Here is a 17,552-nt window from a genome sequence, read left to right as displayed (position 1 = left end):
GTGAGACGGGCATGCCAAGGCGATCAAAGTAGGCCGTCGTCAAGACGTGGTGCAGCGCGGTCATGCTGTTGTGCCACCAACGGCGGCCGAGGGCCGCCACGGATCGCGCAGTCTGAGGATACGCCCCCAAGTTCAGCAATTCCCGGTAGATCGTCTTGCCATGCCGCCAGTGCTTAAGATGGAGTCCGCGCATCCGGCGGCGCATCCACTCGTCCAACTGTTGCCAGCGGCGATAGGTTTGCACCAGTCGAGAGTACGCTTTCCACCCCAATACATAGCTGCGTAGCCGTTCGATGACTTCACCGATACTGCGGCCGCCAGATCGACGGGTGAGCTGCCGGATTCGTTGCTTGAACGTCGCCAGCGCCTTGTCTGATACGACGGGCTTGATCTCGCCGCTGCGGGTCTCCCAGAAGGCATACCATAGGAACTTGCGGCCAAAGACAGGGCCCACTGCACTTCTCGATTCGTTGATCTTCAGGTGCAGCTTGTCGTAGCAGCGCTTGAGCAACACCATCACGCGCTCGCCTGCCTTCAGACTGCGCACATACACATTGCAGTCGTCGGCATAACGGGCAAAGCGATGGCCTCGCCGCTCCAGCTCACGATCTACCTCGTCGAGCAGCACGTTGGCCAGCAACGGGGAGAGCGGCCCGCCTTGCGGCGTGCCCTCTACCCGGTTGCCCACCACACCGCTACTCATGATGCCCGCGCTCAGGTAGGCGCGTACCAGCCGAATCACTCCGGCGTCGTTCACGCGTCGCTTCAGGCGGTCAATCAGGATGTCGTGGTTGACCCGGTCAAAGAACTTGGACAGGTCGACGTCGACAACGACTCGGCAGCCCTCCTTTACGTAGCGTTGTGCCGCGAGCACGGCATCGTGCGCGCAGCGGCCAGGGCGAAATCCATGACTTTGCCTGCTAACGGTGGGGTCAATCAGCGGTTGCAGCACAGTAGTGCCTGCTGGATTAGACGGTCGGTCACGGTGGGTACCCTTTCAGGATCGAGGCGAGATCTCCCCGAGTAAGGTGCATATACCTTCACCACACGGCCGCCGCATCTACGCCGACTCGCCTTGGTCACGAGAGCTTCGCGGATCCTGGCCCGCTCGCCCTGCTCGGCATCGCCTTGTATGCAGTTCTTGTTCATCGGCTCATGATTTACGTTCCACGCTTCCTCCCCACACTCGGTCACCCTCATGCAGTTGCGTTTCACTTCGTTCGCTGTGAGCAACTTACGGCGGGACTTGCACCCGCAGGTATGCGCCCATGCTGGGCGCACATAGCAAAGCCCGCGCAAGCGGGCTTTTTGCTTTTTAGCCACCGCGGCGATGATGAGAGCGTGGTCGCACAAGATGCCACAAGTGCTGCAAGGTAGGGATCGCATGCCCACCTTCATCGCCTGCCTGTCTTCGTTCGGTCCGGAGCCATCACCTCAGGCGCTGCGCTACATGGCGAGCTTGTACGAGATCGAAGCCGAGATGCGGTAGTAAAGCCTGGCCGCTCGAAAGCAACGGCCCGGCCCCATCCTGACGCAACTGCGTACCTGGCACCCATGCGTTGGACGCGTCCATGCATCACGTCCCGCACTCGTCAACCACGGTTGCTGTACGACGCCCGACCCGGGCCTCCTCCGGCCCCGCAATGAGCCCAGCATTCCCTCGGATGCTTGGCTTCTTTTTTTTTGGGGCACCCTGGTGCTATGCTGCCCGCCGCGCGGGACCGACGGCCGACACCTTGCCTTGGACAGCGGTGCTGCTGGCCGCCCGCGTACCGTCTAACTGGCGGAAATGGTACCCAAGGCCGGGATCGAACCGGCACGCGCCGATGAGGGCACAGCAGATTTTAGTCTGCGGTGCCTACCAATTTCACCGCTCGGGAAGGTGGATGGTGCGGCAAAAGGTATTGCCCTCCGACCTTCGCATTACAAGTGCGCTGCTCTACCAATTGAACTATGCGGGCGTGGTGGCCTCTCACGAGTCGAACACGGCACCGAGGAATTATGGTCTCGCTGCTCTAAACAAGCGTGAGCTAGGAGCTCGAAGTGACTTCATCAGAAGAAAAACGAAACGGCCGCCAACACACCGAGCAATCCGCCAGCGAAAAAACCGGGCAGCGCTCCATTGCCGCCCGGTAGAACTGCCCCGAGAGCCGTGCCCGAAATCGTGGCAACAGCGATCACCACGTACTGTAACGACGTAAAGAGTGGTAGTCGATGATGTGGATTGTTTGGCATGCTGCATTCCGGACGTAAGGTGGGTGGGCGAATAAAATCGAACCGTCGTCATAAGCCTGGAAGGCTTCTGCTCTGCCAAAGAGTGGCGCCCACGAAAAGATAAGGGCCAGACGTTGTCGAAGGCGTCCGGCCCTAATGCCGTCTTCCCGGCTGCCAAGTCTCGAAAGACTTTTCCCTTTCCACTTTCAGCAGAGTATCGCTGCCATCCCAACAGCGACAGGATCATCGTAAGACTGCACCAACCAATCGATTGATAACAATTGCAATTTTGTTTCTGACAAAAAAATTTACATTTGCATGCCCATGTTTACCTAGCCTAATTAAACCGTGCGGGTCTTGTGAACTTCCCCGTTCGCTCGCGCGGTGAGCTCGTATTTAGGGCCTCACACGCCCTCCAGGAGTCAAGCATCTCTCCCGGTGCTTGGCTCTTTTTTCTGGGCAAGATGGTCATTGCACATGCCGCATCGAGATGTCGGTGATCGTCTCAACACCGGCAAGCAATTCCCGCGCAGGATATTGCGCCATCAGCCCATGCTTTTTGACGCAGTCGCCTCCACGTCCACAAAGCTTGGCCAACCTCCACCGTAGACTTCAATTGGCATAGCACATCTCTTGCGTCAAGATAACCTCTACAAGCTGTGTGCAATTTACGCCGATGAGAATTCCTCTCCGAGCGAGATCCGTCGGTGAGGCCAATATTGCGCATAACTGCAGACAAGGAATTCCGCCAATGAAATTTAGGGTTCTTTTGAGTAGCCCGTCAGGGGTGGCCAGATCGCACAACCACTGAAGAGGCCGAACTCATTGTCGAGGGGCCTGGGCCTTTGCCAAGCGCGCCTGCGTCTCCTTCATCGCCTTCTCAATGATGTATTGCTGGTCCTGGTCACGAAACGCTGCAGCATCCACCGTAACGATCAGATACGACAGCCCCAGCAGGTAAGTCATCCATTTCTGCGTTCAGGCCGCCAGTTCGCCAGGTCATGGGCGTACGACATCCATCACATCGGGCTTGGGCAGCACCGCAAGCGGATCTATCGGTTTGCCACCCTTGCGCACCTCGAAACGCAGCATCCCGTTTGTTTTCCCATCGGACCCCATCTCCGCAATCTTCTGGCCCCGCTGCACGGTCTCGCCCTCTTTTACAAATAGCTTGCTGTTGTCACCGTACGCGGTCACGAGGTCGTTCTCGTGTTTGATGATGACTGCCAGCCGGTATTTCCTGAGTGCCGAGCCCACGTACACCACGCGGCCCGCTGCCGCGGCCTTCACAGCCTTGCCTGGCATGCCCCGAATCACAATGCCTTCCGATTTTCCTGGCGCAAACGATTCGACGATGGTCCCCTGCGCCGGCCATGCCAACCCCGGCTCAGCACCATTCTCGTTGTGCTTTGATCCAGCTTTCGCCGGCAGTACAGTCTCTGTTTGCGGGTTCGGAGCCACGCGCAGCACTTGACCTGGCTCAATGCCTTGCTCCGCCCTCACGCCGTTCCATGCTGCAATCTCCCCTGGTCGCCGCCCAAACGCTGCGGCAATGGAGGCCAACGTATCTCCAGCATTGACTTGGTAGTACCCCGCCGCCACGTGCGTGCTGGTCTCGAGTTTGGTTGACCATGGCATCAACGTACAGGCCCCCAGCGATGTTGCCCACAACACCGTACCCAGCCAACGCAGACACATCGATCGTTTCCTGACGGCACATTGCATACGAAATCGCTCCCCAAGGATGGGCCAATACTTCTCAACGCAAAGCCCCACATGCAAATGCATGGAGGTTAATGTTCGGCGTGCTGGCGGGCACGTCATATGAGCGCGAACCAACCGGCGTCGCCCAACCGCTGTGTAAATTGATCACAACACCGACCGGTAGTCCGCTGACTAGGCTTGCCGCTTGTTGCGCCAGTAGAACCCGTAGTCGCCCTCGAAAAGGTTTTCGCCATCAAGGCCGCGTACCGTGCAGTAGTACCGATGGTTCATGGCGCCCCCCCACGAATAGACAACGTCTCGCGCGCATGCTCACGGAACGTGGTGACGCTGTGCTGAGCCCGCGGCCCAACCTTGAGGGACCCCTACACGCTTGGCGACTGTAGCGCTTGCCGGTGCAGCAGAATGCAAAACTTTCGCTCACATGTTCTGCCTAACTAAGACGTAAAAATGTCGGCCCCACGGCTGGTTCGCCAGGGACTTCCTGGCTCAATGGGCATAGGCTTCGCTGGCAGTTGGCGTACGTCAAATCAACGGTACGAGTGGTCGTGTCCCGTCCCTAATCCGTCTGAACCCGCGCAGCGGTTTGCCGTTGGCAGGGGCTGAGCGGCAGGATCCTTACCGGCGTGCTCTTTGCACGTCCCCGATCCACGTCGATCCGCGATAGGTTCATCGCCATCACCGCCCTTCTGCACGGCTTGACAATGGTGACGTGCAACGTGACAGATTTCCAGCAATATCGGTCGACATTTTTTCATCCGACTCTCAAGACCGCAACTCTGGAGACTCCACTGGACTATCCGAATCATCAAATTGAATCGGAAATTTAAATATATAAATGAATGGAAATTTTCATTTCCACTTACCCGAGAAAGTACACTTGTTACGAAAAATTAAATAAATATTAAATCATATTTAAATACAATTTACCATCACTGCAACAAATATTGATCTTTTCCGTGATGGCGTCGCCTAGCTTTGAGCTGACCGAAGGAGCACTTGATTCAGTCTGCGTCACTCGAGTTACACAGGCGCCGAACAATCCGTCCTCAACTACCGCTGCGGTGGTCTCGGCGACTTGAATCAGCCGTCTCCTTGGTATCGCACCACTCGGATCTTCTCAGTTGGAGAACATCGCTAAGGCCTGACAGGGATGAAAAAAAGCGTCCTTGGCAATTTCGCTACGTCTACGCATAAACCGGGAGCGATTGGATGGAAAAGCCGCAGTCTGCACAACATTGCGAAGTCGTATCGAATCTTGAGCGAAGAAGTTTTCTCGCCCGAACCTCAGTGTGGTCACTCGGAGCGCTTGCGTTGCCGCTTGCAGGATGTGGGAGCTCAACTGCACAGGAAACGCAGGATGCGTCGTATACAATCGACACGTCGATCCAGTCACCAAATCAAGACTCGCGCGTGCGTGCGCTTGTTTTGCACTACACCGCCGAAACGCTTGCGGACTCGATCGCCTCGCTGACCGATACGCAAAAGCAGGTCAGTGCACATTATCTTGTGGCGGATACAGCTAGTGGCGATGGGCGCTTTCGTGTCTATGCGCTTGTCCCGGAAGAACATCGGGCTTGGCATGCTGGCTTAAGCTACTGGCAAGGCGAGCGCATGCTCAATTCGAGCACGGTTGGCATAGAAGCGGTCAACCTTGGTTTTCCGCCGCAAGATCAGAACGCGCCGCTGATGCGCCGTCGTTGGTATCCGTATTCGGACGAGCAGATTGCGGTGGTCGGAAAACTTGCCACCGATATCGTTGCCCGTCACAAAATTCTTCCACAAAAGGTCGTCGGCCATTCCGACATCTCTCCGGGACGCAAGTTTGATCCAGGCCCTCTATTTCCGTGGCAAAAGCTCTATACACAGTTCCAGATTGGGGCGTGGCCTGAAGCGGAGGCGATTGACTACTATCGGAACCATCAACCATTTCGCGGCAACATCGTTGATCTGCAGGCGAAGCTGCTCGCATACGGCTACGATACCCCGCAGACGGGCGTGTTAGACACGCAAACTCTCAACGTGGTTGCCGCGTTCCAGATGCACTTTCGTCCTGCCCAATATGACGGAGTACCCGACGTCGAAACGGTTGCAATTCTTGATGCGCTTCGGGAAAAATACTTTCGAGTTAGACGCCCCTCATCAATCCAAAGCCCACCCGACAAGGTTCGTTCGCAAGGCACAGACGAAAAGGGCCCCGACATATGGTCCCCATCGAGCGCGACGGATCAACCAGGCTCCATGCGTTTCTGAGAGTCCGTCCGAGACCCGGGGGTGCGCAATTCTGCGCGGAAGGAAGTTTCACGCTCTCGCTATAGGACTCGTGGCCTCCGTTGCGTCCGTGCATCGGTATCGTATGCTAGCGAACCATCCCGCTCCCAGGCTGGTCGATCAGCTCGCGGCGATGGAAGACAAGAACGAATGCTTAGCACCCATCTTTACGCCCACCCCAGTCACCAAATCCAGGGCGACGACTCTGCCCATTACAGGCCGTCATTCAGCAATGTCCCCCCCTGAACCGCTCATTGCTTTTAGCAGGCATACTGACTTGCGTTCACCCGTTCGAGCGAGGTGCTTCTCAAGAGGGCATTCGCTGACATGCCTATTAGGATGGCAAGAACAGAATTCATGCATCTCCAAGTCAATGTCTGGGGGTACCTATGCTCACATCGCCATGGATAGCGATCTTCCTGGCGGTGCCCGCAACGTGGGCTACAGCGTTCCGATGGAGAGGACTGGGACTGGTGGTTTTGGGCTATGGTGCCGCGCTGGCGAACGGGCAACTCGGCCCTTTGGCCACAATCCCCGTTGCGCTGCTCCTTCTTGCCGCTTACGCAGTGTCGCAAAGCCGCAAGCTGCCTCTTCAATATGCTGCGCACATGCTGTTTCTAGTGCTCGCGATCGCGCTCTGCATGCATTGGCTACCGGGCTTTCACAATCCCCGGGTCATTGGTCCAGTGCGTTTCACGCCGGATGCGGTGCTCTTTACGATGTACCTCAATCTGGACAAGCCGTTGATTGGTTTCTGGCTAGTGCTGTTTATTCCGTGGATTCGGTCGCCGCAAGAGCTGCCGGCGTCGTTGATATCCGGTGTCGTCGGCTTGGTCAGCACAGCGGCGGTTTGCCTGACCGCTGCCTTATCGCTCGGCTTTGTGGCGTGGACGCCGAAGTGGCCCGCCGACAGCGTGCTGTGGGCATTGAACAACCTGCTGCTTGTCACGTTCACTGAGGAAGCTTTGTTTCGCGGCTATCTGCAGGGTGGCCTGGAGCGGCTCCTCAAGCGTTGGAGATGAGGAGGCGTGCTTGCCTTATGTGGGGCGGCCGGCCTGTTTGGTATTGCTCATATCTCAGGTGGATGGCAATGGGGTCTGTTCGCAAGCGTTGCGGGGACCGGATACGGGTTGACGTACCGCTTTGGCGGACTACCAGCTTCCATCACAGCCCATTTCGGGCTGGACGTGATGCACTTTTTTCTGTTTACGTATCCGATGCTACAGCCCATCGTTGGTTGATGAATCGCGCTATTGCTCCATAGGGCTTGCGCGGTCTTTTCCCATGCTGACCTGGCGCAACTGCGCAAATCCAGTGTCTGCAGCGCTTTCGAAGTGACCTAGCCAGCGAGACCGCCCACAGTGCAGCTGCGGTGGCGCTCACTCACCGGGCGCCAACACCTCACGCTGCCCATTCCGCCCCATCGGCGACACCAGCCCCGCCGCTTCCATCTGCTCGATGAGCCGCGCGGCACGGTTGTAGCCGATGCGCAGTTGCCGCTGCACGGAGGAAATCGACGCGCGGCGCGTGTTGAGCACAAACGCCGCGGCCTCGTCATAGAGCGGATCGGCTTCTGCATCGCCGCTTTCGCCACCGAACAAATCACCGCTCGCGGCAGCTTCACCCGGATCACCGGCGAGGATGGCTTCGTCGTATTCGGGTTCGCCAAACTGCTTCCAGTGTTCGACCACGCGGTGTACTTCCTCGTCGGCGACGAACGCGCCGTGCACACGCTGCGGATAGCCAGTGCCCGGCGGCAGGAATAGCATGTCGCCCTGGCCGAGCAGCGATTCGGCGCCCATCTGGTCGAGAATCGTGCGCGAGTCGATCTTGGAGGACACCTGGAACGCCACGCGCGTCGGAATGTTCGCCTTGATCAGGCCGGTGATGACGTCCACCGACGGCCGCTGCGTCGCCAGAATCAAATGGATGCCGGCGGCACGGGCCTTCTGTGCGAGGCGCGCGATCAGCTCTTCGATCTTCTTGCCGGCCACCATCATCAGGTCGGCCAGTTCGTCGATGACGACCACGATCATCGGCAGCGTTGAGAGGGGCTCGGGCGCATCGGGCGTCAGCGAGAACGGATTCGGCACCTTGCGGCCGGCCTGTTCTGCCGCGCGGATCTTCTGGTTGTAGCCGGCCAGGTTGCGCACGCCCAGCGCCGACATCAGCCGGTAGCGCTTTTCCATCTCGCCCACGCACCAGTTCAGCGCGTGCGCGGCCTGCTTCATGTCGGTCACCACGGGCGCGAGCAGATGCGGAATGCCCTCGTACACCGAGAGTTCCAGCATCTTCGGGTCGATCATGATCATGCGCACGTCGTCGGGCGTGGCCTTGTACAGCATCGACAAGATCATCGCGTTGACGGCAACCGACTTGCCGGAGCCGGTCGTGCCGGCCACCAGCAGGTGCGGGGCGCGTGCGAGATCCGTCACCACCGGGTTGCCGGTGATGTCTTTGCCCATGGCCAGCACAAGGTGCGACGCATGCGACTGGAAATCCGCCGCGTTCACGACTTCCGACAGGCGGATCATTTCGCGGCGGGCGTTGGGCAGCTCCAGGCCCATGCACGTCTTGCCGGGGATGGTTTCGACGACGCGGATGGACGTCACGCCCAACGCGCGCGCCAGGTCTTTCATCAGCCCGACAACCTGCGCGCCGCGCACGCCAATCGCCGGGTCAACCTCGAACCGCGTGATGACTGGCCCGGCCGATGCGCCAACGACCGTGACTGGCACCTTGAACTCGGCCAGGCGCTGGGCGATCAGGTTGCTGGTCTCTTCCAGGTGGTCGGCGGAGACGGCTTCCGCGCTGGGGGTTGCAGCGGTCAGCAATGCGGCGCCCGGCAGGCGATAGTCGACGATGCGCGGTACGGCAGGTGCCGCAGCCGGCACGGGTGCGGGCGCCGGCACGGACGCTGCGGCAACGGCCGGCGCCGCGCGTGACACCACCTCCCCCACCACGGCCGGCAAGACGATGCGCGGCTTGGGCGCAGGTACGGCAGGCGCGACTTCCGGCTGCGCGGCCGGCTCGATCGACGGCGCAACGGGCGGTGCTTCCGCCTCGGGCAGTGCTTCGACAATCGGGGCGGCTTCGGCTTCCGCTTCCCCGCTCGGCTCGGCAAGCTCCTGCGCGGGCGTCGGCGTTACGGCGGGCGCCATCAGGCCGCGCAGTTCGGCCAGGAGCGCCTCGGCTTCTTGGCGTACGGCGTCCAGGTCGACGGTTGGCGTTTCGGCAACAGGGGCTCGCGCTCGCATCGGCTGCGGCGCCGTCGCCTCACCGGTCCGCGACCCGGCATGCACGGTCTCGCTAGGCAGAGGGGCAGGCGCCCGCCCATGCCCTCGCGCCGATACTGAATAACGCTCAAGTTCCAGCTGCGGCCGGTGGAATGGGCTGCTGACAATCGTACCGCGCAACGCTGACGACTCCGGCGTTGACATCCGGTCAGGCAGATCGGAATGATGTTGCCGCTGCTGCTGTGTGGTATGCCGGCCGCGGTCCGTTGCGTACACGCTGTTCTCGCTGTTCGACGACGTCTTGTCGCCCCCTCCCCCAATCCTAGTGTCACCCGCCGGGTCAGTGTGACGCCTGCCTGCAGGGTGAATCAATGGGGCGCTAGCTGCTTTGCGTTGACCAACGAAGTGGTGGGTACCACAGACAATGCACGTCCACGTCTCTGATATATGGCCGATCCCAAGGGGAGATCGTTTGGAATCAAGAATATGACTACGCAACGCCCCACAGTTCGCGCAATGTAACCAACGGGTCGTGACTATCATGTGCAGGTATGCGGTTAAATGAAACGCTGGCAAAGTGAAGCTACAGCCGCAGCACGCATTCGAAACTGGATCCGCATCCCTCCTGAGTTCACTCAAGGCCGCCTTGCCCGTCCGGCGCAGTATCCCCACGAGCCGCTAATAGGTAAGACGGGCCTACTCTCAAGCAAACGCCTTGAGCGGGTCCAGGGCGAGCTTAATGCGCCCGAAGTTACCACGGCGCACGTGGCCAGTAGAAAAACAAACGTTACCTTGTGACCGGCTGCCCTAGCATCCAGCGCCGCACCAGCCGGGTGACATGCGAGCGGCTGAAGCCACTAATGTGGCGGATGTAGCGAAGGAGCAGACCTCGATCAGCGCGCTTGAGTCGGCGATAGCGAAAGCGGTGCAGCACCGACGCAACCCAGTTGCAGCGGTGACATGGGCTCCCAAGAGAGACCAAGTCCAAGGATTCTGTACCATCCAGGATGGCGCGCACCTGATGTAGGGCGCGGACTTTGGATTCATCCAAGCTGATGATCATCCGTAGATGATCAGCCACCCCCGGCTATCTCCGGCCCATCGCGTCGTCAAATCGACCGCGGTTCTGGCACAACAGCACTCTCATCCGTTGGAAACGCCTCGCGGATCGCCGCCAAATGATCGCTCCAGACTCATCGTCCACTGGACAACGCTCATTGAACTGCTACTACAAGTTTTAATATGCTCGTACGGTCTTGTCGCAGCAGGTTCATGGCGATGCGCCTGAGCACGGCGAAGTTCTGCGCGGCATTGTCGACCCGCACCCGGCACTGGTCCTCGCTGAAGGCCATATCGAGCGTCCAGTGCATACCATTCTCAATAGCCCAGTGCGACCGCCGGCCGCGCCCGGACACGGGCATCTCCGGCGGCGCCAACACGCTTTGGTCAACCCACATCGTGATGTCTCCCCTTGCAATCAGACCGGCGTTGTATTGCGCCCAGTTCTTGACGCGGTAGGTGCCCTTGGATTCGGTTGGCTTCTGTGTGTCCGTGCGCATCTTCCCGGCAAAAGTCGAGAATCTACGCACACAGCCGAAATGTTTACAGTGCTACCTGCCGTGGCTGTTGCGCGTAAACGTCAGCACGCCGCGCGCCGGCCGGATTTATGCAACAACGCCGCGTCCATACCATTTTTACCGAGTAGCCGTTGCAGTTCCTTGATTTCCTTGATGGCTGCGGCCAGCTCCGATGCAGGCACAACGGTTTCGCCCGCTTGCACTGCCGCCAGGCTGCCTTCCTGGTATTGCTTGCGCCAGCCGAACACCTGGTTCGGGTTCACGCCGTGCCGCCGCGCCACGGCAGACACCGATGCGCCCGGTGCTAGCGTTTCCTGCACGATGGCGATTTTTTCCTGTGCCGCGCGCCGACGACGGCGCTCCGGCTCGGTCAGAACTTCGATGGATTCCACGTAATGACTAGGCTTACTGATAGGCACAAGACTATCCCTTATTTTAAGAGTGTCCCTAAAACCGTCATTGCCAAGGGAGCGAAAAACAGCCATTCTTGATCCCCGTTCGAGCCCCGGATTACGCCACTTCCTGTGTCGTCTTTACGCCGAAAAAGACCGGCGCCTTTGCGGCGAAAAATCACAGCTCCGAACAGAAGGAATTGTTCGACATCATCAACCTGCCCACTCCGACCCTCCGCGCCTTGTAGGGACAAAAAACAGCGTCCCGCTCAAACAAGATCAAACACTTACGCAATAATCTGTCGAACTCGAGAGATGGGCTGCTACACCCGGCTGCCGTTGGTGCGGCAGTGGGGGCCATTATAGCGACGGAGGCGTCCGGCAAGTTCTGATCTTTCCCGCGGCAGCCGGAGCGTCACGCCTGCTGCAAAGCAGGTGCTGCGCGAGGGGCGTGGGCTATGGCAGCAACACGCTGAGAGGCGTTGTGCAAAGACGGCTTACCACCCTGCTGCCACCGGTCTGTGAGCAGCCGTGGATCTTCATCGTTGCCCGAACGGAGAGAGCGAGGTTGCCGGATCAAACTTGCACGAATCCGCACCGTATGGTTGTTCAGCGGTGGGCTGGCGACCGACTGCGCGCAGCAACGTCCCATCCGCGGCAAGTTGCCCATGCTGCCGCAGAATTTCGCAGAATTGCTCCCGGGGCAACACAATGTGGGCAGCGAAGGGCAACGGTGCAGCTGCGGTAGGCAATGTTGTAGAGACGCGCTCATCGTTCACGGATGACCGTGCCGTGGTCAGCGGCTTGCCAGTTTCAATGGGAGACTCAACGGGGCGATGCCTGTGTGGCGGTGGCTCATCGGCCCAGTAGGCCATCGCCCAAAATGTTACAGCGACACCACATGCCATAGCGGCACCCCCCCACCAGTAGACGCTACCCCGTCCCGGTTCGTCTTGATCGTCTTCAGTGCTGTTTCGCATCGGTTTCGAAACTTGCTTGAAAATTTCAAGTGTGAGGGGGCTTCGCATGGCACAGCATATTCAGCGATGACCCTCATGTTTGCTCACATCACAACGGCACTTACCTTAAACTTTGGAGGTGCCCATATAACCAATTAATTGGTGGGAAGAAAATCGACCTCGCCGCTGTAATAACCGCCGGTTGCGGCATTAATATAAGTCCAATGACCCGTCGCGGTTTTCACAATATAAAACTCTTGAGTCGAGAAATGCGGGAGCTTGTAATTATAGAGTGGATCCCAGTCACCAAAGGCACCAACCTGGCCATTCGTTCCATATCTGGCTGCCCAGTAGGAGCCACCGTCTGTTAGAAAAACGGTTGGCTGACATTCCGAGGCAATGGTGTAGGCTCCATTGGCTTGGCGGGTCACAAACCACTTTTGACGAAATAGATCAGGATTAAGCGGCGCATCTACCGGGCTGTCATCTGCGGGAAATTCGTCACAAGATCCACGTTTTGTGTAGACTATATTGTGATTGCTAGCCAATGCTATACGATACAGGCCATTCGGCAGTTGATCCGTGTCGGCATGCGCAAAGGTGCCACTCAGCCCGAACGCGGCAAAAATAGCCATATTCAGCGGCAAGGCAGACCATTTTTTAACAAGACGTACTATTTTCATAAGAAATAACTCCTCAATATTGGAGAAATTTATACACAACACAGAGCCCATCTCCAATTCAAACTCAGTGCTTCTCGTAAAAATCAGAAAAGACTGACCCCACGGCACACGAGCATCGTCTAATCGGAAATCACCCTTCCCTTTTTAAGAGGAATCTAATTGACACCCACCTCCGCATAGGTGTCGGAATCGCAAATACTGGCATCAATTTTTTGATGACAGTCGTTAGTCATATTGAATTCTGGCGATGGCAAGGCGGCCCGAGGCACCCGGACCGGATTTCCAGGGCCGTGGAGGTACGCAAGCGCCGGGCACCGATGCCTTGGCCTCGGTCAGTTGGCTGCCGGTGGCCGGGATCGCACGGCCACCGGCCGTACGCTTACCCCTGGCTGCGTGGCTACCCGGACAAGCTGCGCCTGGACAACGGTCCCGAGTTCATCGCACTGGCGCTGGCCGAATGGGCTGAAAGCAAAGACATCACGCTGGACTTCATCGAGCCGGGGCGCCCGATGCAGAACGGCTTCATCGAACGCTTCAACGGCAGCTATCGGCGAGGTGTGCTCAAGATCTACGGCGAAAACGCCCAGGCGGAAGGTGAAGCCGCCGTCAACGCACGAATCGGCACCGACTACCCGCTGACGCTGCTAGGCGAACGCGGACGAGTCGCGCCCGAACGGTCGCCTTATGGCGTTGCACTGGGTATTCGCTATCCCGAATGCGACCCGGCCGCGCTGGTTGTCGCTGCCGAAGCGGCGGAACCGGGTTGGGCCGCCACTGGACCGCGTGGCCGGATCGGCTGCCTGCTGGAAGCGCTCGTTCGCATCCACCGGCGCAGCCATGAGATTGCGCATGCCGTCATGCTCACGACGGGCCAAGGGCCGATGATGGCCTTCCAGGCAGGCGACCCGCACGCGCAGGACCGCGCGCTCGAAGCCATTGCTTACGCGTGGAAAGCGATGGCTGACGTTCCCGAACAGGCGCGGTGGGAGAAGCCGCAAGGCAAGAAGCCGCCGATGATCATGAACAAGCATTTCGAGATCGTCGGCCGAGGTGTGGCGCTGGTGATCGGCTGCGCCACGTTCCCGACCTGGAATACCTATCCGGGGCTGTTCGCCGCGCTGGCGACAGGCAACCCGGTTATCGTGAAACCCCATCCGAACGCGGTGCTGCCGGCCGCGCTGACCGTCAGCATCTGCGCGATGTGCTCGCCGAACAAGGACTCGACCCGAATGTGGTCACGCTGGCGGTGACGACAGATCCAACCGTGACACAAGCGCTCGCACGACACCCGGCCGTTGCATCGATCGACTTCACGGGAGGCAATGCATTCGGCCAATGGTTGCGTGCCAACGCGAGCCAGGCGCGCGTGTACGCAGAAATGGCCGGCGTCAACACGATCGTGATCGAGTCGACCGATCAGTACACCGCCATGCTGCGCAACATCGCGTTCTCGCTGTCGCTCTATAGCGGCCAGATGTGCACGACCACGCAGAACATCCTGATCCCCCGGGGCGGCATCGCTACCGACCAGGGCCACAAGACCTTCGCGCAAGTGGGCGAGGATCTTACGGCGGCCATCACGCAGTGGCTGTCGGCCCCCAAGGTGGCCACGACTGTGCTCGGCGCGGTGGGCTCCCCCGACACGCTGGCCCGCATCGAAGCCTCAAGCGCGCATGGCAAGACGGTGCTGGCTTCCCGGCGCTTGGCGCATCCCGCCTATCCCGAAGCCGAGATCCGCACGCCGGCCATCATCGCGCTCGACCAGGCCGACACCGACGTGTACACACGCGAATGCTTCGGGCCGGTGTCCTACCTGGTGGCCACTGATTCACGCGAAGGTGCAGCCGCACTGGCGCAATCGGTCATCCGCGAGCACGGCGCGATGACGCTGGGCGTGTATTCGACCGATGCCAGCTATGTCGACCAGATGATCGCGGTCAGCCGGCGCGCCCGGGTTGCGCTGTCGATCAATCTCACGCAGGACGTCTACGTGAACCAGTCGGTGAGCTTTTCCGACTACCACGGCACCGGCGGCAATCCGGCCGCCAACGCGAGCTACACCAACCTGGCGTTTGTCGCGGACCGGTTTGTCATCGTCCAGCGACGCGAGCACGCCTGATTCCTTGTTGCGAACTGCCATGAACGATTCCAGCCCGCAGATTTCCCGTGACGATCGCGGTGTGTTGCGTGTCACGTTGAACCGGCCCGATGTGCTCAACGCTTTCGACGAAGCGCTGATCGAGCGGATCACCCAAACCTTCGAAGCCCTACGTGATGACAGCAGCGTGCGCGTTGTCGTGTTGGAATCCACCGGACGCACCTTCTGCGCCGGCGCCGACGTTGGATGGATGCGGCGTGCCGCAGCCAATGACCAGGCGGCCAATCTTGAGGACGCTCGTCGCTTTGCATCGATGATGGCGGCGATCGACCAATGCCCACAGCCCGTGATCGCGCGCATTCAGGGTGCGGCGTACGGTGGCGGCGTGGGCCTTGCCTGCGCGGCGGATATCGCCATCGCCAGCGAGCGGGCCAGGTTCTCCGTCAGCGAGGCGAAGTTCGGCATCCTGCCCGCCGTGATTGGTCCATACCTGATCAACGCCGTGGGATTGCGCCAGGCCCGCCGGCTGGCGCTCACCTGCACACTCATCAAGGCCGAGGAGGCGCTGGCGATCGGGCTCGCTCAGCAAGTCACAAGCGAGCACGATCTGGACCGCGCCGTTCAGGCAGATCAGCAAATCCGGCAAGTGCTCAATGTAGTTTTGGATCTTGCCAACGTTGCTGCCTGCTGATTCTCCCTGCAGGCGAGGCGAGCGCGAGGCTTGCTGGCCGAGTTCGGCATTTCCATGGCCCGCGCTCGCTCGACGCTGCAAGTCGCGCTGCCGCTGCTGGCCGACGATCCACGGGTGCCCAATACGGTTCAGGCGTTGTTGCTGGAGGCACGGGAACAGCTCGCGTCCCTCGAAGCACGCATTGCGCGTTGCGATTTGGAGATCAAAGCGCATGTCGCCGACAACGAGCCGGCCACAAGGGTTCGAGAGTTGCTCGGCATTGGTCCGCTTACCGCCAGCGCGCTTGTGGCCACCGTCACCAATGCCACAGCTTCAAGAACGGCCGGCAATTCGGAGCATGGCTCGGACTGACACCACAGCAACATAGCTCTGGCGGCAAGAATCGACTTGGCAAGATCACCCGACGAGGAGACAGTTACCTGCGTCAGCTGCTGGTTCAGGGCGCACGTGCAGTAATCCAGTCGGCACTGCGCTGCCAGCCCGACAAACTGTGCCGGTTCAAGCGCTGGGTGGTCGAACTGTTCCAACGCAAGGGGTATCACAAGACACTCGTTGCGATCGCCAACAAACACGCGCGGATGTTGTGGGCCATGCTGGCACGCAATGAAACCTACGATCCATTTGCCTGGAAGCGCGAGCAGCCCTCTTTCGCTGCTGCGTAAGGCAACCACCGGTCTCAAGTGCTGCAATGAGCGATAGCAGGTAGAGGTCAGACCGAGCGAGAGCAGAACCCGGCTATCCTGCTGGCCAGCAATCAACTGTGAACGGCTGATCCCTGTTCCAGTGTTTGGCCTCCGAGTGAATAGGGAGCTCTCGTGCGGCTTAGATATGGTGGCCCGCGCGATCAGATTCATCTTGCGCGCAATAAGGCCGGTTACAGAGATGCAGTCTGTCGCCTCAATCCGCTTACGCATGATGCAGCTCGACCAATCGCCAAACAGAGCACGCTGAAATGCCATAACTCACAACCCTTGACTTATCGAGGAAGTCCTTACAGCAGGATAGGCCCACAGGGCCAATTTACCGGGCCGCGATCCCAATCACCCTGTCCGCGCTATCCTAGGAGCCTCGTCTCCCGCATTTCCGCTTGATGTTGATCCGCGAACAAGGCCGTACCATCCAGCTCATCCGCGTCGAGCGCACGCCAGGCGCCATGCGCACCACTCAACGCGTAATTGGCACCTTCCGCAGGGAAGCCGGCCCCAACAAAACCTTGCTCGCTACGCTGACGGCCGATGAACGCACCACACTCAATCGCTGGCTGATCGCGCGGCACCAGCTACATCACCGCCAAGCGCTAGACCAGGCATTGCCCTGCCTGGCTGAACTCGCCGCTGCCATCGACGCCGCCGCCGAACAGCTTTCTCCGACCGATGCCCGCACCATCTGGAAGGAACTCGATACCGTCGCACGCGTTCTCAAGCGCGTCGGCTACTCCAGGCCAGCACGTCAGCCGGCCTCTCCCGCCACACCACCCATGCAAGGCGATCTGCTCACCTAACCCTCTTCGCCCTGCAGATTCCGGCTCATCTGTCCCGCCCACTTCCAGTCATGCGTACAACTGCGGCGCTGCGCTTGCGAATGGGCTATTGCTCGCTCAACATGGTGCGCAGAGCGAGCACCGTTTGCGTGGTCAAGGCGCGAATCTGCGACAGCCAGCTGTCATCGTCCGGCCAGCGTCCGGCGATCACCGGTTCGTAGGTGCGCCG

At 59.6% G+C, this 17,552-nt stretch carries 8 protein-coding genes and 9 pseudogenes; 9 read left to right on the top strand and 8 right to left on the bottom strand.

Annotation, left to right across the window (positions count from 1 at the left end; all coding sequences use genetic code 11):
• Positions 1–7 precede the first annotated feature (7 nt).
• The 3 genes and pseudogenes from ABIC76_RS25070 to ABIC76_RS25060 form a co-directional block, all read right to left on the bottom strand.
• Positions 8–1,098 (bottom strand): annotated as a pseudogene (locus tag ABIC76_RS25070) (reverse transcriptase domain-containing protein); the annotation flags it as partial.
• Between the two features lie 1,938 nt (positions 1,099–3,036).
• The gene (locus tag ABIC76_RS25065) at positions 3,037–3,180 is read right to left on the bottom strand and encodes a hypothetical protein (RefSeq protein WP_354535573.1); all 144 of its coding nucleotides are present in this window, start codon (positions 3,178–3,180) and stop codon (positions 3,037–3,039) included.
• Positions 3,181–3,213: 33 nt separating this feature from the next.
• Positions 3,214–3,912: a peptidoglycan DD-metalloendopeptidase family protein gene (locus ABIC76_RS25060; protein WP_354535572.1), complete on the bottom strand. Its 699-nt coding sequence runs from the start codon at positions 3,910–3,912 to the stop codon at positions 3,214–3,216.
• 1,236 nt (positions 3,913–5,148) lie between these two features.
• On the opposite strand from ABIC76_RS25060, the gene ABIC76_RS25055 reads away from it, so the two are divergent.
• Both ABIC76_RS25055 and ABIC76_RS25050 read left to right on the top strand, forming a co-directional pair.
• On the top strand, positions 5,149–6,189 hold the full coding sequence (locus ABIC76_RS25055) for an N-acetylmuramoyl-L-alanine amidase (protein ID WP_354535571.1): 1,041 nt from the start codon (positions 5,149–5,151) through the stop codon (positions 6,187–6,189).
• A 407-nt stretch (positions 6,190–6,596) separates the two neighbouring features.
• A pseudogene (locus ABIC76_RS25050) lies at positions 6,597–7,448 on the top strand (CPBP family intramembrane glutamic endopeptidase).
• A gap of 138 nt (positions 7,449–7,586) precedes the next feature.
• Here the strand turns inward: ABIC76_RS25050 and ABIC76_RS25040 are convergent.
• The 5 genes and pseudogenes from ABIC76_RS25040 to ABIC76_RS25020 all read right to left on the bottom strand — a co-directional run.
• Positions 7,587–9,458 (bottom strand): annotated as a pseudogene (locus ABIC76_RS25040) (DNA translocase FtsK); the annotation flags it as partial.
• A gap of 1,232 nt (positions 9,459–10,690) precedes the next feature.
• A pseudogene (locus ABIC76_RS25035) lies at positions 10,691–10,840 on the bottom strand (ISAs1 family transposase); the annotation flags it as partial.
• A 27-nt stretch (positions 10,841–10,867) separates the two neighbouring features.
• A pseudogene (locus ABIC76_RS25030) lies at positions 10,868–11,002 on the bottom strand (IS5/IS1182 family transposase); the annotation flags it as partial.
• Between the two features lie 101 nt (positions 11,003–11,103).
• Positions 11,104–11,403: pseudogene (locus ABIC76_RS25025) on the bottom strand (transposase); the annotation flags it as partial.
• A gap of 1,123 nt (positions 11,404–12,526) precedes the next feature.
• A complete protein-coding gene (locus ABIC76_RS25020; RefSeq protein WP_354535567.1) occupies positions 12,527–13,054 on the bottom strand; it encodes a hypothetical protein in 528 nt (175 codons plus the stop codon).
• 392 nt (positions 13,055–13,446) lie between these two features.
• Here ABIC76_RS25020 and ABIC76_RS25015 point away from each other — a divergent pair.
• The 7 genes and pseudogenes from ABIC76_RS25015 to ABIC76_RS24980 all read left to right on the top strand — a co-directional run.
• Positions 13,447–13,626, top strand: a pseudogene (locus ABIC76_RS25015) (integrase core domain-containing protein); the annotation flags it as partial.
• Positions 13,612–14,304 carry an aldehyde dehydrogenase family protein gene (locus ABIC76_RS25010; RefSeq protein ID WP_354535582.1) on the top strand — a complete coding sequence of 231 codons (693 nt, stop codon included), beginning with the start codon at positions 13,612–13,614 and terminating at the stop codon, positions 14,302–14,304. The pseudogene ABIC76_RS25015 and the gene ABIC76_RS25010, both read left to right, overlap by 15 nt.
• On the top strand, positions 14,256–15,173 hold the full coding sequence (locus ABIC76_RS25005; RefSeq protein ID WP_354535566.1) for an aldehyde dehydrogenase family protein: 918 nt from the start codon (positions 14,256–14,258) through the stop codon (positions 15,171–15,173). The genes ABIC76_RS25010 and ABIC76_RS25005 overlap by 49 nt, the downstream gene beginning before the upstream one ends.
• 19 nt (positions 15,174–15,192) lie before the next feature.
• A pseudogene (locus tag ABIC76_RS25000) lies at positions 15,193–15,780 on the top strand (enoyl-CoA hydratase-related protein); the annotation flags it as partial.
• A 315-nt stretch (positions 15,781–16,095) separates the two neighbouring features.
• Positions 16,096–16,302: pseudogene (locus tag ABIC76_RS25605) on the top strand (transposase); the annotation flags it as partial.
• A 50-nt stretch (positions 16,303–16,352) separates the two neighbouring features.
• Positions 16,353–16,505 carry a hypothetical protein gene (locus ABIC76_RS24985; RefSeq protein WP_354535586.1) on the top strand — a complete coding sequence of 51 codons (153 nt, stop codon included), beginning with the start codon at positions 16,353–16,355 and terminating at the stop codon, positions 16,503–16,505.
• Positions 16,506–16,933: 428 nt separating this feature from the next.
• Positions 16,934–17,344, top strand: a complete 411-nt coding sequence (locus ABIC76_RS24980; RefSeq protein ID WP_354535564.1) for a hypothetical protein — start codon at positions 16,934–16,936, stop codon at positions 17,342–17,344.
• Positions 17,345–17,552: the final 208 nt, after the last annotated feature.

It is taken from the genome of Ralstonia sp. 1138 (genome assembly GCF_040544795.1).
Classification (GTDB): domain Bacteria; phylum Pseudomonadota; class Gammaproteobacteria; order Burkholderiales; family Burkholderiaceae; genus Ralstonia; species Ralstonia flatus.
This window is presented reverse-complemented; position numbering and strand designations above follow the sequence as displayed.

Bases quoted from the DNA above. Each gene is read 5' to 3' on its own strand.
- ABIC76_RS25060 (WP_354535572.1), bottom strand. From the start codon at position 3,912: ATGTGTCTGCGTTGGCTGGGTACGGTGTTGTGGGCAACATCGCTGGGG.
- ABIC76_RS25020 (WP_354535567.1), bottom strand. From the start codon at position 13,054: ATGAAAATAGTACGTCTTGTTAAAAAATGGTCTGCCTTGCCGCTGAAT.
- ABIC76_RS25065 (WP_354535573.1), bottom strand. From the start codon at position 3,180: ATGACTTACCTGCTGGGGCTGTCGTATCTGATCGTTACGGTGGATGCT.
- ABIC76_RS25055 (WP_354535571.1), top strand. From the start codon at position 5,149: ATGGAAAAGCCGCAGTCTGCACAACATTGCGAAGTCGTATCGAATCTT.
- ABIC76_RS24980 (WP_354535564.1), top strand. From the start codon at position 16,934: ATGTTGATCCGCGAACAAGGCCGTACCATCCAGCTCATCCGCGTCGAG.